The organism is Anoxybacteroides voinovskiense (assembly GCF_014196205.1).
GTDB classification, from domain to species: domain Bacteria; phylum Bacillota; class Bacilli; order Bacillales; family Anoxybacillaceae; genus Anoxybacteroides; species Anoxybacteroides voinovskiense.
Genome location: NZ_JACIDE010000002.1, coordinates 182,501 through 198,300, shown reverse-complemented (window position 1 = coordinate 198,300; position 15,800 = coordinate 182,501). Strand labels below are relative to the sequence as shown.

At 45.7% G+C, this 15,800-nt stretch carries 17 protein-coding genes; all 17 read right to left on the bottom strand.

What is annotated here, in order from left to right; genetic code table 11:
• Window positions 1–228: 228 nt before the first annotated feature.
• On the bottom strand, window positions 229–1,101 hold the full coding sequence (gene dapA / locus GGR02_RS02240; RefSeq protein WP_183183128.1) for a 4-hydroxy-tetrahydrodipicolinate synthase: 873 nt from the start codon (window positions 1,099–1,101) through the stop codon (window positions 229–231).
• Between the two features lie 5 nt (window positions 1,102–1,106).
• Window positions 1,107–2,351: an aspartate kinase gene (gene dapG / locus GGR02_RS02235; RefSeq protein ID WP_183183127.1), complete on the bottom strand. Its 1,245-nt coding sequence runs from the start codon at window positions 2,349–2,351 to the stop codon at window positions 1,107–1,109.
• Between the two features lie 12 nt (window positions 2,352–2,363).
• Entirely contained in the window at window positions 2,364–3,413 is a 1,050-nt protein-coding gene (gene asd / locus GGR02_RS02230; RefSeq protein WP_183183126.1) for an aspartate-semialdehyde dehydrogenase, read from the bottom strand.
• A 127-nt stretch (window positions 3,414–3,540) separates the two neighbouring features.
• Window positions 3,541–4,134 (bottom strand): dipicolinate synthase subunit B, encoded by a 594-nt coding sequence (locus GGR02_RS02225; RefSeq protein WP_183183125.1) that lies wholly within the window; start codon window positions 4,132–4,134, stop codon window positions 3,541–3,543.
• Window positions 4,135–5,037, bottom strand: a complete 903-nt coding sequence (dpaA, locus tag GGR02_RS02220; RefSeq protein ID WP_183183124.1) for a dipicolinic acid synthetase subunit A — start codon at window positions 5,035–5,037, stop codon at window positions 4,135–4,137. It abuts the gene before it with no gap.
• Between the two features lie 114 nt (window positions 5,038–5,151).
• Window positions 5,152–5,391 carry a YlmC/YmxH family sporulation protein gene (locus tag GGR02_RS02215; RefSeq protein WP_066323936.1) on the bottom strand — a complete coding sequence of 80 codons (240 nt, stop codon included), beginning with the start codon at window positions 5,389–5,391 and terminating at the stop codon, window positions 5,152–5,154.
• An 84-nt stretch (window positions 5,392–5,475) separates the two neighbouring features.
• On the bottom strand, window positions 5,476–6,717 hold the full coding sequence (locus tag GGR02_RS02210; RefSeq protein ID WP_183183122.1) for a M16 family metallopeptidase: 1,242 nt from the start codon (window positions 6,715–6,717) through the stop codon (window positions 5,476–5,478).
• Window positions 6,718–6,730: 13 nt separating this feature from the next.
• On the bottom strand, window positions 6,731–7,651 hold the full coding sequence (locus GGR02_RS02205; RefSeq protein WP_183183120.1) for a polysaccharide deacetylase family protein: 921 nt from the start codon (window positions 7,649–7,651) through the stop codon (window positions 6,731–6,733).
• A 120-nt stretch (window positions 7,652–7,771) separates the two neighbouring features.
• Entirely contained in the window at window positions 7,772–9,883 is a 2,112-nt protein-coding gene (gene pnp, locus GGR02_RS02200) for a polyribonucleotide nucleotidyltransferase (protein WP_183183119.1), read from the bottom strand.
• Window positions 9,884–10,027: 144 nt separating this feature from the next.
• A complete protein-coding gene (gene rpsO, locus GGR02_RS02195) occupies window positions 10,028–10,297 on the bottom strand; it encodes a 30S ribosomal protein S15 (RefSeq protein WP_066323929.1) in 270 nt (89 codons plus the stop codon).
• 90 nt (window positions 10,298–10,387) lie between these two features.
• The gene (ribF, locus tag GGR02_RS02190) at window positions 10,388–11,371 is read right to left on the bottom strand and encodes a bifunctional riboflavin kinase/FAD synthetase (RefSeq protein ID WP_183183118.1); all 984 of its coding nucleotides are present in this window, start codon (window positions 11,369–11,371) and stop codon (window positions 10,388–10,390) included.
• Window positions 11,372–11,396: 25 nt separating this feature from the next.
• Window positions 11,397–12,305: a tRNA pseudouridine(55) synthase TruB gene (gene truB, locus GGR02_RS02185; protein WP_183183117.1), complete on the bottom strand. Its 909-nt coding sequence runs from the start codon at window positions 12,303–12,305 to the stop codon at window positions 11,397–11,399.
• A 68-nt stretch (window positions 12,306–12,373) separates the two neighbouring features.
• A complete protein-coding gene (rbfA, locus tag GGR02_RS02180) occupies window positions 12,374–12,730 on the bottom strand; it encodes a 30S ribosome-binding factor RbfA (RefSeq protein ID WP_183183116.1) in 357 nt (118 codons plus the stop codon).
• A 14-nt stretch (window positions 12,731–12,744) separates the two neighbouring features.
• A complete protein-coding gene (locus GGR02_RS02175; RefSeq protein WP_183183115.1) occupies window positions 12,745–13,023 on the bottom strand; it encodes a DUF503 domain-containing protein in 279 nt (92 codons plus the stop codon).
• The gene (gene infB, locus GGR02_RS02170) at window positions 13,020–15,209 is read right to left on the bottom strand and encodes a translation initiation factor IF-2 (protein WP_183183114.1); all 2,190 of its coding nucleotides are present in this window, start codon (window positions 15,207–15,209) and stop codon (window positions 13,020–13,022) included. Before infB ends, GGR02_RS02175 begins: the two co-directional genes overlap by 4 nt.
• A 4-nt stretch (window positions 15,210–15,213) precedes the next feature.
• On the bottom strand, window positions 15,214–15,528 hold the full coding sequence (locus GGR02_RS02165; protein WP_183183112.1) for a YlxQ family RNA-binding protein: 315 nt from the start codon (window positions 15,526–15,528) through the stop codon (window positions 15,214–15,216).
• Window positions 15,518–15,799, bottom strand: a complete 282-nt coding sequence (rnpM, locus tag GGR02_RS02160) for an RNase P modulator RnpM (RefSeq protein WP_183183111.1) — start codon at window positions 15,797–15,799, stop codon at window positions 15,518–15,520. The genes GGR02_RS02165 and rnpM overlap by 11 nt, the downstream gene beginning before the upstream one ends.
• Between the last annotated feature and the right edge of the window lies 1 nt (window position 15,800).

Below are 15,800 nucleotides of genomic sequence, written 5' to 3'. Positions count from 1 at the left end.
ATCGTGCATAAACGACGAACGAAGAGAGGGTAAAACTAAGAAAAGCGCAAAGCGCCCGCCTATCGGCGAAGATCGCACAAGCCCCACCGAGGAGGCTTCGCCGCCGCAGCGTGGGGCGGAGCGACTCGAGCCGATGGCGCTTGGAGCTGGACAGCGCTCCGCCTAATGGTAAGATTTTATACTTTCTTACCTTTGAACAAAAAAACCGATTCACGTGTGTGAACCGGCTTATCGTGTTTGCAGCAATGTCATTAGTTCATTGCGCTCTCGTTCCGTAAGCGGGACGAGCGGCAAGCGGACAGGGCCAACATCAAGTCCTTTTAGTTGCAACGCCGTTTTGACTGGCGCTGGACTTGGCGCCGCAAATAATCCTTTCATAATCGGGAGCAGCTGTTGGTGAAGCTTTGCTGCTGTTTGATGATCCCCAGCTTCAAACGCCTCGATCATTTCTTTCATTTCATTGCCGATGACGTGTGATGCGACGGAAACAATGCCTGCTCCACCAATCGCTAATACCGGAAGCGTCAAGCCATCGTCTCCGCTATATAATAGAAAGTCATCGTTCGTGCGCGCAATTACTTCGGTCATTGCATCAAGGTTGCCGCCTGCGTCTTTCAACGCAACGATGTTTGGAATTTCTGCTAAGCGGACGATCGTTTCAACAGAAATATTAACGACCGACCGACCAGGAATATTGTAAACCATCACCGGCAGCGGCGTGCTTTCGGCAATCGCTTTAAAATGTTGGTAAATCCCTTCTTGGTTTGGCTTATTGTAATATGGGGCGACAATCATGACCGCATCGACGCCAGCTTCTTCGGCTTTTTTCGTTAAATCAATCGAAGCACGTGTATTGTTGCTTCCTGTTCCAGCAATAACTGGCACTCGTCCGTTGACAACAGAAACGACGTGACGGAAAAGAGCAACTTTTTCTTCTGTCGTCAATGTCGGTGACTCCCCGGTTGTCCCTGCGACGACAAGTGAGTCCGTGCCATTTTCCAGCAAATAATTCACAAGTTGTGTCGTTTTGTCAAAATCGACATTTCCTTTATTATCAAATGGCGTGACCATCGCCGTTACGATCTTACCGAATGAAATCACTATGTTCACTCCTCATCCACATCATTCATCGACGGTTCCTCGGAAAGATGGAAAGCATCATGCAACGCATTAACGGCTTTCTTTAAATCGTCTTCTTTGACGAGTACCCAAATCGTCGTATGGCTATCCGCCGATTGTAAAATTTGAATGCCTTGTTCTGAAAGCGCGGTAACAATTTTAGCGGTAACCCCCGGTACGCCGGCAATTCCAGCGCCGACCGTTGACACTTTCGCACACCCCCGTGTCACGATCGGCTCATAACCAATCGCGCGCAACGCTTCAATGGCGCGGTCAGTCATTTCGCCAGCTACTGTATAGACTACCCCATTGGGAGAAATGTTAATGAAATCGACGCTAATTCCTTCGTTTGCCATCGCCTTAAATACGTCCGACTGCAATTCGTAATGTCCTTCTTTTGCTTGTACTTTAATTTGCGTCACATTCGCCACGTGCGCAATCCCAGTGACGAGCCGTTCTCTTACGTCGCTTCCTTTCGCTAGTTTAACGCTTGATGTTACAAGCGTTCCTAGCGAATCGGAGTACGTCGAACGGACACGAAGCGGAACTTTTGCTTGCATCGCAATTTCCACCGCGCGCGGATGGATGACTTTGGCGCCTTGGTAAGCCATGTTGCAAATTTCCGTATACGTGACAACATCAAGCGGGCGTGCGTTTTCAACGATGCGCGGATCGGCAGTCATCACTCCTTCGACATCGGTGAAAATGTCGACCCACTCAGCGTTTAACGCTGCTCCTAGCGCTGCGGCGGAAGTATCGCTGCCACCGCGGCCAAGGGTAGTAATATCACCATCTTTCGTCGCCCCTTGAAATCCGGCCACGACGACGACATCATACTCTTCTAATGTTTTTATTACCCGGTCGCACCGCATCTCAATAATTTTCGCATTGGTGAAATCGTCATTTGTTCGAAAGCCTGCTTGCGCTCCAGTAAAGGCGGTTGCTTTTATTCCGTGTTTATTCAGCATGTTCGTGAAAACGACGCTAGAAATAATTTCTCCGCACGCCATTAATAAATCTTGCTCGCGCTTGTTGACAAACGTGTCGCTGCCGCCAATGAGCTCAAGTAGCGTGTCGGTCGCATACGGCTCGCCCTTTCGTCCCATCGCAGAAACAACGACGACGACTTTATAGCCTTCGTCGAGCGCTCTTGCGATATGCTTTCGGGCTAGGTCACGTCCGTATTCATCACGAACGGACGTGCCGCCAAATTTTTGCACAATGATTTTCATGTTAACACCTCATTACAAGTTTACAAGCCCGAGCTTTAATAAGCTTTCGGCAATTTGCACCGAGTTCCATGCCGCTCCTTTTAGCAAGTTGTCAGATACAATCCATAGATGGAACCCATTGTCGCGATCTAAGTCTTTTCGAACGCGCCCGACAAATACGTCGTTTTTGCCGACACAATCGGCTGGCATCGGGTACAGTTGCTCTGCTAGGTCGTCTTGCAGTACAACGCTTGGCGCTTCTTTTAACAGTTGTTTCATTTCTTCGACGCTTATTCCTTCTTTTTCCACTTCGATATATACCGATTCGGAATGCCCTGTTATCACCGGAATGCGCACGCACGTTGCAGCTACTTCTAGCTCTGGCATGTGCATAATTTTTTTCGTTTCGTTGATCATTTTCATCTCTTCAAACGTAAAACCGTTCGCTTGGAATTTATCAATTTGCGGAATTGCGTTAAATGCAATTTGATAATGTTTCCGGTCGGATTTTACCGGCAAAATTTCTGGAGTAAACGACTCGCCAGCAAGAATCGCCTTTGCTTGCGTTTTTAGCTCCTCGATTGCTTGCGCACCGGCACCAGAAACGGCTTGATATGTTGAAACGATGACTTTTTTCAATCCAAACGCTTGGCGAATCGGCTCAAGTGCCACGACCATTTGAATCGTTGAGCAGTTTGGGTTGGCAATAATGCCGTTATGCCACGTTAAGTCGCTTTCGTTCACTTCCGGCACGACGAGCGGAACGTTTTCGTCCATACGAAAGGCACTTGTATTATCGACAACGATTGCTCCGCGTTTCACTGCTTCTGGTGCAAGTGCCTTTGATACCGCACCACCTGCGCTAAATAAGGCAATATCCACTCCTGCAAAACTTTCTGGTGTTGCGACTTGTACTTCGATTTCTTGCCCTTTAAACACGACTTTTTTGCCAGCAGAACGTTCAGAAGACAACAACGTCAACGTTTCCACTGGAAAATTTCTATTTTCTAACGTTTGAATCATTTGTTGGCCGACCGCACCAGTCGCTCCGACGACCGCTACATGCAACCCGTTTCGTCCCATTATTCATTCTCCTTCCAGTTCATTGTTCACTGTATCGATTTCGATAGTTTTTATTTTAACATATTCGTCTTTAAAGGAGAGAAATTTTTTATGCATGTGCATAAAATTTCTTTTTAATGATTATTTATTAGTTTCGGAACGCTTCGATAATGACGGGTTGCAATTGTTTTCCTTCCATCGCCGCAACGACAGTATCCCGCAACAAAGACATTTTCGCTACCATCGAATTCGGTTTTGCATAAGGGGCATCTTGCCCAAACGGTATAAAGTAAATATTTTTCGCTGCCATAAGCCGCATTAAATTCACGCCGTTTAGGCCTAGCGCGTCGTTTGTCGAAATGCCAACGACAACTGGGCGATGGTTGCGCATCGTCGCTTTCGCCGCCATTAACACCGGCGAGTCGGTCATTGCATTGGCTAGCTTGCTCATCGAGTTGCCTGTTAACGGGGCGATGACCATGCAATCGAGCGGAATTTTTGGCCCGAGCGGTTCTGCTTTCACGATTGTATCAATGACTTTGTTTCCTGTAATCTCTTCTAGTTTCTTTACCCACTCTTCTCCTTCGCCAAATCGTGTATTTGTCGTCTTGACGGTGTGCGTAATAATCGGCAATACTTCTGCCCCTTCCTTCACTAACTTTTCTATTTCGGGGATGACAGCATCGTACGTACAATGCGACCCTGTCAATCCAAATCCGATGCGCTTTCCTTTTACACTCATTTACGCTTTCCCCTTTCGTTTCGTTAAATCATGAAATAATAGTTGTGAAAGAACGTTCGCAATAATTTGTCCCGCTGTTTTCGGTGCTACGACCCCTGGAAGCCCTGGGGCAAGCAATGCTTTAATGCCGCGCTTTTCCGCATAGCGAAAATCAGTGCCTCCTGGCTTTGACGCCAAATCGATGATGAGCGTATGCGCCGGCATTTTTGAAATGACGCTCGCTGTCACAACCATTGTTGGGATTGTGTTAATGCAAACGTCGATGTCGCGCACTTCTTTTTCGAGGTCGTGAAGTGGAAACGGCTCTAGTCCCATTTCTGTAATGCGCGCTAAATGTTCGCTGCGGCGTGCACCGACTTTTACTTTCGCGCCTAGCGCAGCAAACGTACGAGCGACGGTCATGCCAACGCGCCCTAGCCCTAATACCGCGATGCGAGAGCCGTGAATAGTAAAGTCGGTATGTTGAATGACCATCATAATCGTTCCTTCAGCGGTCGGAATCGAGTTATAGATGGCGACATCGTCGCGTTCAAACAGCTGGACGTATTTTCGATTGACTTTTTTCATTAGTTCATCTAAATAGCTATTGCTAATGCCAGAGTAAACGACACAATGCTTCGGTGTTTTTAATAACACGTCTTCTGTAATGAAAATTTGTTCGTTCGAAAAAACCGTGTCAATCTTCCCTTCTAGATTGGTGCCGTGAACGGGTAAAATAATTGCGTCGATATCGGAAAAGTCAACTTCATCGATATACATTTTCGTTGCGCCCGTAAAGTTGTGCGCTAATTGGTCGAAGCCGACAAGGGATAACTTCGCATCAAGTTCCGTCAGTTTGCGAATCACTTCGAGCTGCCGCGCATCCCCGCCAATAATAGCGACGTGCATACCTGTCAGCATCATCTTTCTCACCTTCTTTATAAAACGTATTGGCACTATTCCTTCCACATCTTATGTCAATGGCGACTATTAGGTGAATGTATCAAAAAAAAGCGGAGCTGGCATGCGCCAGCTCCGTTATTCCTCTGGAAAATCAATAATGACCATATCTTCCCCGATTTTCCGAATATATTTCCACGGGATGCGAATTTCGTTTCCTTCTTTGCGAAAGCCAAACCATTTTCCCGTTGGGATTAACAATGCTTGAATGTGGCCTGTTTGCTCGTTCACTTCCAAGTCTGTTTGTCCTAACACCCCAAGCCTCTCTGCCCGTCGGACATCGACAATTTCCTTTCCGCTTAGCTCGCTTAGCCGCACCATCTATGCCTCCCTTTATCGCTTTACTATCATTGTAAGAGAAAAGAGAAGAAAAAATGCCTGCAAGTTGTTTTGCAGGCATCTCTATTCATTCAACTTGCTCGGCAGCTGACCATCCGGGCTAATTAACGCAACGGCATAGTCTTCGCTAAACATCCGAGCGGCAAGCTCGTTCACTTTTTCTAATGTCACGCTGTTCACTTCGTCGATGATTTCATCGAGCGAACGGTGACGACCAAGCAACAACTCATTTTTGCCGTTACGGCTCATGCGGCTATTCGTGCTCTCTAAGCTTAGCATCAAGTTTCCTTTCATTTGTTCTTTGCTGTTTTGCAACTCTTTTTCCGTAATGCCGTCCTCTTTTAACTTCCGAACTGTTTCTTGCATCGTTTCAAACAACACATCTAATTGGTTGCTTCCTGTTCCTCCATAAATCGCCAATAATCCGCCATCGCGATAAGAAGAATGATAAGAAAAGACAGAATACGCCAATCCGCGCTGTTCCCGCACCTCTTGGAATAAGCGACTGCTCATGCTTCCCCCTAAAATGTTGTTGAGAATGATTAAGCTATAAATATCTTCATGACCAACCGGAAGTCCATTAAAGCCGATGCATAAATGTGCTTGCTCGGTATCTTTTTGCCGCGCCAACTTTTGTGGGACGAAAACAGGCGAAAGGTTGTTTTCCTGTTTTTGTTTCGCGGTAAACGTGCCGAAATATGCCGCGATTTCTTCGATAAAGCGCTCCGGCACATTGCCGGCAACGGAAATGACGACACGGTCTGGCGTATAATAGTCTGCCATGTACTCACGTAACGAATCGCCAGTAAATGTGCACAACGTTTCTTCTGTCCCTAAAATTGGAAACCCAAGCGGATGGCTAGCGTAGCACGCTTTACTTAATAAATCGTGGACAATATCATCTGGTGTATCTTCATACATTTTAATTTCTTCCAATACGACGTTGCGCTCTTTTTTCAATTCGTCCTCCACAAACGTTGAGTGGAAAAACATATCCGCTAACATATCGAGCGCAAAGTGAGCATGTTCATCAAGTACTTTGGCGTAATAGCACGTATATTCTTTCGATGTAAAGGCGTTTACTTGTCCACCAATGCTGTCAAATGCTTCGGCAATTTCACGAGCGGTACGCGTTTTCGTTCCTTTAAAAAACATGTGCTCCAAAAAATGGGAAATGCCGTTGTTTTGTTCATGCTCGTTGCGCGAGCCAGTTCCAATCCAAATGCCGATTGCTACCGAGCGAACCGTCGGAATATGTTCGTGGACAATTCGTACCCCATTTTGACACGTATACTTGTTAATCAAATTCGCGTTCCTCCTATTTTTTCACAATTCTTTTTTCGTCTAACAACATAGAGACCGTTCCGATGTCATATGTTGGTTGAATGGCAGTAATTAACGGCTCTAACGCTTCCGCCGTCGAAGATGTCGGATGCATTAAAATCATCGCTCCAGGATGAAGTTTTGATGTTACCCGTTTCACTATAACAGATGGCGACGGTTTTTGCCAATCAATTGTATCGACACTCCACATAATCGTATACATGTGTAAATCATGTGCAATGTTTACGACATCGTCGCGGTAGCTGCCGCTTGGAGGGGCAAACCATTTACATGTCACCCCTGTTGTTGCCTCAATGATTTCGTTCGTTTTTTGCAATTCCTGCCGAATCGATGAATTATCCAATGTTTTTAAGTCTGGATGACTATAGGAATGATTGCCAATTTCGTGCCCAGCATCTACAATCATTTTTGCCATTTCTGGGTGCTTTTTTACCCAACGTCCTTCAAGAAAAAAGGTCGCCTGCACGTGATATTTTTTCAATGTCTCTAGCATTTTCGGAATGTATTCCTCTCCCCAAGCAACGTTAATTAAAAAAGCTACCATCGGTTTTTCTGGGTGTCCACGGTAAATCGGGGCTGGCGGTAAATCATTAAGATGGACAGAAGGCGATACTTGTTCGTATACAAGTTTTTGTGCGTCAAATACGCCACCTTTTTTCATATTGCGGTACGATGCTTCAACATTTACTTTTAAGCCATTATAGCCAGGAATTGCTTTCCAAACGCGATCAATGACCGCGTTTTGCGGCGGAATTTCGTATTGTTTTGCTTTTTGTTGAATTTCTATATACAACGGATCTTTCCATTTTGACGCTTCGCTGCTTTTTTCGCGCAAGTTTGCCGTGTAGTCGTTGATTGGTGATTGGCTAATAATGCCCCATATAAATAGCAGCATAATGATGAGTAAGCTGTAACGAGCGATATCCCATCCCCCCTTTTTATTACAAATATGTAGTCGAGGGACAAGATAGAACCCGTTTGAAACGACAAAGAAGCCTAGGTCGTCCTAAGCTCCTTAGTTGCTTTCTTTTTCTTTTTGTTCGCGCAGCACCGCTTTTCGTGACAAGTTGACACGTCCTTGTTTATCGATTTCTGTGACTTTGACTAAAATTTCGTCACCAATTCCGACGACATCCTCAACTTTGCCAACGCGCTCTTCTGCAAGCTCCGAAATGTGCACGAGGCCATCTTTGCCGCTGAACAACTCGACGAACGCACCGAATTTTTCGATTCGTTTCACTTTTCCTAAATAAATTTGCCCAACTTCGACTTCGCGAACGATGTCTTCAATAATCTTTTTCGCTTTTTGGTTCATTTCTTCATTGACCGAAGAAATGAAAATCGTTCCGTCTTGTTCGATGTCAATTTTGACGCCGGTTTCTTCGATAATTTTATTAATTTGTTTGCCGCTCGGTCCGATAACGTCGCGAATTTTATCTGGATTAATTTGCATCGTTAAAATTTTCGGCGCATATTTGGACAGCTCTTTGCGCGGTTCACTAATCGTTTGCATCATATGGCGCAAAATTTCCATCCGTCCTTTTTTCGCTTGCTGCAACGCCTCTTCTAAAATTTCGCGCGAAAGTCCTTTAATTTTAATGTCCATCTGTAGCGCTGTGACACCTTTTTCTGTTCCTGCGACTTTAAAGTCCATATCGCCAAGATGGTCTTCCATGCCTTGAATGTCTGTTAAAATCGTATAATGGTCACCGCTTTTGACAAGCCCCATCGCAATGCCAGCGACCGGTGCTTTAATTGGCACCCCAGCATCCATCATTGCAAGCGTGCTCGCACAAATGCTTGCTTGTGACGTCGAGCCGTTCGACTCTAATACTTCCGAAACGAGGCGAATGGTATATGGAAATTCTCTTTCGGACGGAATGACTGGTTCTAGCGCCCGTTCGCCAAGCGCCCCGTGCCCAATTTCGCGACGTCCTGGTCCACGCATTGCCCCTGTTTCCCCGACGGAAAACGGCGGGAAGTTATAATGGTGCATAAACCGTTTCGTTTCTTCAATGCCAAGCCCGTCCAAAATTTGCACATCGCCAAGCGCCCCTAATGTACATACGCTGAGCGCTTGCGTCTGTCCGCGCGTGAACAACCCAGAACCGTGCGTGCGCGGCAACAGCCCAACTGCGGATGCGAGCGGGCGAATTTCGTCAATTTTTCGACCGTCCGGACGCACTTTTTCTTCGGTAATGAGGCGGCGCACTTCTTCTTTCACAAGTTTGTATAAAATTTCGTTTACTTGTTTTAGCGTATTTTCATCGGCTTCTTGCGCTTCATATTTGGCAATGACGCTTGCTTTTACTTCGTCAATTGCTGCTTCGCGCGCCAATTTTTCCGGCACTTGCACCGCTTTTTTAATTTCCGCTTCCGCAAGGGCGCGAATTTCCGCCTCTAGTTGTGGGTCGAGCTCGTATAAAACGATTGCCATTTTTTCTTTGCCGACTTGTGCAGCAATTTCCTCTTGAAACGCAATGAGCCGTTTAATTTCTTCATGACCGAACATGATGGCTTCGAGCATGATTTCTTCTGGAACTTCGTCAGCGCCAGCTTCGACCATGTTAATCGCGTCTTTTGTTCCCGCGACAACAAGGTGAATGTCGCTTTTTTCCGCTTGTTCGACCGACGGGTTAATGACGAATTCGCCGTCGACACGTCCTACCGTTACGCCAGCAATCGGTCCTTCAAACGGAATGTCAGAAATCGTTAGCGCCAAAGAAGAACCGAACATTGCCGCCATTTCTGGTGAGCAGTCTTGATCGACGCTCATCACCATGGACACGACTTGTACTTCGTTGCGAAACCCTTCGGCAAATAACGGACGAATCGGTCGGTCGATGAGGCGGCTTGCTAAAATCGCTTTTTCGCTCGGACGACCTTCGCGTTTAATGAATCCACCAGGGATTTTTCCAACCGCATATAAGCGTTCTTCATAATTGACGGTTAATGGAAAAAAATCGACATTTTTCGCTTCTTTCGAGGCAGTCGCTGTGCTCAAGACAACCGTATCCCCGTAGCGAACGAGCACCGCTCCGTTTGCTTGTTTCGCCATTTGTCCAATTTCCGCAACGAGTGGGCGTCCGGCCCAATCGATGGAAAACACACGTTTTTCTTGCTCCATATAGATGAGTACTCCTCTCTATGTACAAATCGAAAATGTAAACTACTTATAGTATGAACGAATCGCTAGCCAACTATCAACCATGAATTGCACGTCTTCATGCATCGCTTATAACTAGCAAAAAAGCGGGAATGCTCCCGCTTTTTATCGACGTAATCCAAGTTTGTTAATCAATTCACGATAGCGCGTAACGTCTTTATTACGTAAGTACGTAAGTAGGTTGCGACGTTTACCAACCATTTTTAACAATCCGCGACGTGAATGATGGTCTTTTTTATGAACGCGTAAATGTTCGTTCAAGTTGTTAATTTGCTCTGTAAGGATAGCAATTTGAACTTCTGGCGAACCAGTGTCCGTGTCATGGATTTTGAATTGGTTGATGATTTCGTTTTTGCGTTCTTGTGTTAATGCCATCCTCGTTCACCTCCTTAAAATTAACCGCCAATTACCGAGCAAGCGTCGGTGACTCGACTTGCCAAGCAATGGCTATTTTGCATACAGTTATTAGCATACATCGTTTTGCGACAAAATGCAAGGATTTTCGCTTAAATTTAGAAAATATGCTTTTGCTTGCTCTTGGTCACGCTCGATTTGCTTTATTAATTGTTCAATGCTCGAAAATTTTTGTTCACTGCGTAGCCGTTTATGCCATTCGATCGTGACCGTTTGCCCATAAATATCGGCTGCAAAATTAAAAATATGCACTTCTATATGTGGTTGTCCTTGACGCTCGGCATGAAATGTCGGTTTGTATCCGACGTTACATACACCGTTGTACACTTCTGTTCCGATATGAATTTTCACCGCATATACACCAAGCGCTGGCAAAAGGTAATCGTCTGTTAGGGCAATGTTGGCGGTTGGAAAGCCGATTGTACGCCCCCGCTTTTCTCCGTCAATGACTGTCCCTTTGACTGTATAGAAACGACTAAGCAATGGCGGGAGTTGATCGACGTCCCCGCTTTTTAGCAACTGTCGAATGTAGGTGGAACTCACTTTTTCGCCGTTTCTTGCTAGCTTTGGAACGATCGTATGCGTAAATTGCTCGCGCGCATGAAACGGGAGTGTTTCCATCGTCCCTTTTCCGAGGCGGCCGTATGTAAAATCAAAGCCAGCAACGACATGTTTCACGTGAAAATCGATAATATATTGATCGACAAATTGCTGCGGAAGAAGATCGGCAAACGAAGGGGTAAACTCGACGACGTACAAATAATCTACCCCCAACTGGGCGATGAGCCGCTCTTTTTCGCGAAGCGGCGTAATCAGCTGGACGTGCGCTTCTTTCTTCCTAAGTACGACAGACGGGTGCGGGTGAAACGTCATGACGGCACTTTTATAGCCAGCCTCAGCTGCCAGTTCTACCGCTGTTCGAATGACTTGTTGATGTCCGAGATGAACACCGTCGAAATAGCCGAGCGCCATGACAGTTGGCGGGAAATTTTCTTTTTTTCGATCGTGCGGATGTGTAATAAACATTGTTTCCATAGTTTCACCTTCTGTTTTTCGCCGATCACGAAAATACTTTTAATGGCTTCCATAAATGCGGCTTCGTCGGATGCTTATAGTAAAGGGCAACTGCTTCATTTTTTTCATTAACCATTAATACAGGGCCTTCAAGTAATTGTAATTCTTCCGGAAGAGGTAAAATCGCACCGTTTTTTACTTTCTCTGCTACTTTATCATGCATTTCATATTTCGGCAAATGAAAAAGCGCTTTTTCGATCGGAAGGAGCAAACGTTCTCCTTCTCCACGGGCAATAAAGTCTTCTATTTCGGAAAATGTCACACATTGCTCAAGCGTAAATGCTCCGGATGCCGTTCGGACTAAATGTGACATATGCGCAGGAAAGCCAAGCTGTTCGCCAATCATCACCGCTAATGTGCGGACGTATGTTCCTTTGCTGCATGTCACGCGAAAGCGAAAAGAAAGATGTTCTCCGATGAAAACGGTTCGATCGTCCAATAACGTTAATTCGTGAATCGTCACGACTCGCGACGGCCGTTCAACTGCGATGCCAGCACGTGCGTATTCGTACAATTTTTTGCCGTTTACTTTCACCGCAGAGTACATCGGCGGTGTTTGCTGAATTTCCCCGGTTAGCTGCTGAAAAACATGCTCAATTTCTTGGCGCGTAATCGCCCGATCAACTGGTTTTGTCGCAACGATTTCGCCAGAAGCGTCTTCTGTTGTCGTCGCCGTCCCTAACGTCACTTCTCCTTCATACGTTTTGGTTGCTCCTGTTAAAAATTCCGCAATTCTTGTCGCTTTGCCAATACAAATTGGCAATACGCCAGAAACGTCTGGGTCGAGTGTGCCTGTATGCCCGACTTTTTTTGTTTGAAATAGGCGGCGAATTCGAAACACGCAATCGTGTGACGTCATGCCAGCTGGTTTATGTAACAATAATACCCCGTCCACTACACTCCCCTCCTATGCTAGATGGTGATATGTAAATAATGGAAATGGATAGACCGCACGTCTATCCATTATTCCTCTTTCGTATGTTCTTGGGAAATTTGGCGAATTAACGATTCAATGCGGTTTCCGTAATCGATTGATTCGTCAATTTCAAAATAAATTTCCGGCGTTTTGCGCAAACGAATGCGTTGGCCGATTTCGGAACGAATGAACCCTGTTGCTTTCGCTAGTCCTTTAAGCGTATTTTTCTTTTGTTCTTCATCGCCGAGAACAGAAATATACACTTTCGCTTGCTGCAAATCGCCAGTGACGCGAACATCGGTGACTGTCACAAACCCGATGCGCGGGTCTTTAAGTTTGCGCCCGATAATGTCACTTAATTCTTTTTTCATTTGTTCACCAACACGTGTAGCTCGCAAACTCATTTTTCTCACCTCGATTAAAACCAATCAAATGTGGTAACCGTCCGTTCGATTTCCGGAAAAGAGTCAATCATCTCTAACGCGCGATACAGCTCTTTTTCCGTCGCTGTCCGCTCTGATGTAACGGCAACAATCCCTAGTTTCGTCCGTTGCCATACGTCTTGGTAATCGATTTCGGCTACTGATATATTATATTTTTGCCGGAGCCGTGTCATTATTCGTTGCAACACGGCTCGCTTTTCTTTTAATGATTGCGCGTCGTAAATCAGGCATTCGCATTCGACGTAGCCAATCATTTCCGCTCGACTTCCTGCATAATATACGCTTCGATAACGTCGCCTTCTTTAATGTCGTTGAAGTTTTTAATCGTCACGCCGCACTCATATCCTTGCGCGACTTCTTTCACATCGTCTTTGAATCGTTTTAATGTGTCGATTTGTCCTTCATATACGACGACCCCTTGGCGAATGAGGCGCACGCTGCTGTCGCGCGTAATTTTTCCGTCCGTCACATAGCAGCCGGCAATCGTGCCAACTTTCGATACTTTAAACGTTTGCCGAACTTCTGCTTGCCCGATGACTTTTTCTTCGTATTCTGGGTCAAGCATCCCTTTCATCGCTGCTTCAATTTCTTCAATCACTTTGTAGATGATGCGGTGCAAACGAATGTCGACTTTTTCGGATTCTGCCACTCGTTTGGCGTTCGCATCCGGACGAACGTTAAAGCCGATGACGATCGCATTAGAAGCAGAGGCAAGCATAATATCGTATTCCGTAATCGCGCCGACGCCAGAGTGAATAATTTTGACGCGCACACCTTCAATATCGATTTTTTGCAAAGCGGCAACGAGTGCTTCGACAGAACCTTGCACGTCCGCTTTGACGATAATGTTTAGCTCTTTCATTTCGCCTTGCTTAATTTTTTCGAATAAATCATCGAGGCTGACACGCGTTTTGACGCTGCGCTGTTCAAGCAATTGTTTTTGCGCGCGCGCTTCGCCAATTTGTCGCGCTTTTTTCTCGTCTTCAAACACCATAAAGCGGTCGCCGGCTTGTGGCACGTCGTTTAACCCTGTAATTTCGACTGGTGTAGACGGCCCTGCTTCTTTAACGCGGCGGCCGACATCGTTTGTCATCGCCCGCACACGGCCATACGTGCTGCCGACGACAATCGGATCACCGATGTGCAACGTTCCTGTTTGAACAAGCAATGTAGCGACAGGTCCACGCCCTTTATCAAGCTTCGCTTCAATGACCGTTCCGAGCGCCCGTCGGTTTGGATTTGCTTTTAATTCTTCCATTTCACTGACGAGAAGAATCATTTCTAATAAGTTGTCAATACCTTCTCCTGTTAAAGCGGATAGTTTGCAATAAATCGTATCGCCGCCCCATTCTTCTGGAACGAGTTCGTATTCCATTAATTCTTGCATGACGCGGTCTGGGTTTGCCGTCGGTTTGTCGATTTTGTTCACCGCGACAATAATTGGCACGTTTGCTGCTTTCGCATGGTTAATCGCTTCGACCGTTTGCGGCATGACACCGTCGTCCGCAGCAACAACGAGAATAACGATATCCGTTACTTGCGCTCCCCTTGCCCGCATTGTCGTAAATGCTTCGTGGCCAGGAGTGTCTAGGAAAGTAATTTTCTTATTGTTGACGGTTACTTGGTAAGCACCGATATGTTGCGTAATGCCACCCGCTTCTTGCGCGGTTACTTTCGAGTTGCGAATTGAGTCAAGAAGAGTCGTTTTTCCGTGGTCGACGTGCCCCATGATTGTCACAACCGGTGGACGCTCAATCAAATTAGCCGGATCATCGACAATTTCAAGCGACTCGAAATCTGTTTCGTCGATGACGATTTTTTCTTCCACTTCTACTCCGTAATCCGAGCAAATAAGCTCGATCGCATCTTTGTCTAAGTCTTGGTTAATTGTTGCCGTAATGCCGAGCATGAATAGTTTTTTAATGATTTCTGACGGCTGTTTGCCTAGTTTTTTCGCTAGTTCAGCGACCGTTAATGAGCCTTCAAACGTGATTTTTTTCGGAAGCTCTTTTTCTTTTTTCACTTGTATTTCTTGTTGTGGCGCTTCATAGTTTCGTTTTTTGTTCTTTTTGTTTGTGAAAATTTTCTTTTCTTTTTGTTGGATTTGCAAGTCGTGTTTTTTTCCTTCCTTGTTTTTCGTCACCGCTTTTTTAATCGGTACTTTTGTTGTGATGACTTCTTCCTCGTCTTCATCAAACCCAGGGACTAGTCCTTTTGGTTTCACGGTCACGTTTTGTTTTTCTTTCACTGGCGGCTTTGGCGTGCTTTTTTTGGCCGGCTCAGCTTTTTTATACATACTATCAAGTTTTGCGATGACTTCTGGTTCGAGCGTTGCCATATGATTGGAAACTTCAATATTCATTTCTTTTAACTTATGAATGATGTCTTTACTGGAAACGTTATTTTTTTTCGCGTATTCATATACACGGATTTTAGACATAGATTCACCCCCACAATGATTCGTCGAACAGCGTCATTAACGTTTGTGCAAACCCATCGTCGATGACGGCGACGACTACCCGTGCGTCTTTTCCGATCGCTTGCCCAAGCATGTAGCGGTCGGGTGCATAGCGCAACGGGATTTCGTATGATGTACATTTATCCTCGATTTTTTTGCGCGTATTAGTCGATGCGTCGTCGGATAAAATCACAAGTTTCGCTCTCCCGCTGCGAATCTCTTTAACGACTAATTCTTCGCCAGAAACGACTTTGCGCGCTCGGGTCGCTAGTCCAAGCAACGATGACCATTTATTTTTCATTCGCTGCGTTTGTCTCCTTTTCTGCGAGTTGAAGCAGTTCGTCGTACAACGCGTCGCTAATTTCTGCTTTTAAATGGTGCGCCAATACTTTTTTCTTTTTCGCGAGCAAAATACATTCTTTCTCTAACGTGATGTAGGCTCCGCGACCAGCTTTTTTCCCGGTCGGATCAATTGATACTTCGCCTTCTTTGGAACGAACGATGCGAATCATTTCTTTTTTCGGTTTCATTTCACCCGTTACAACACATTTTCGCATTGGAATTTTTTTCATT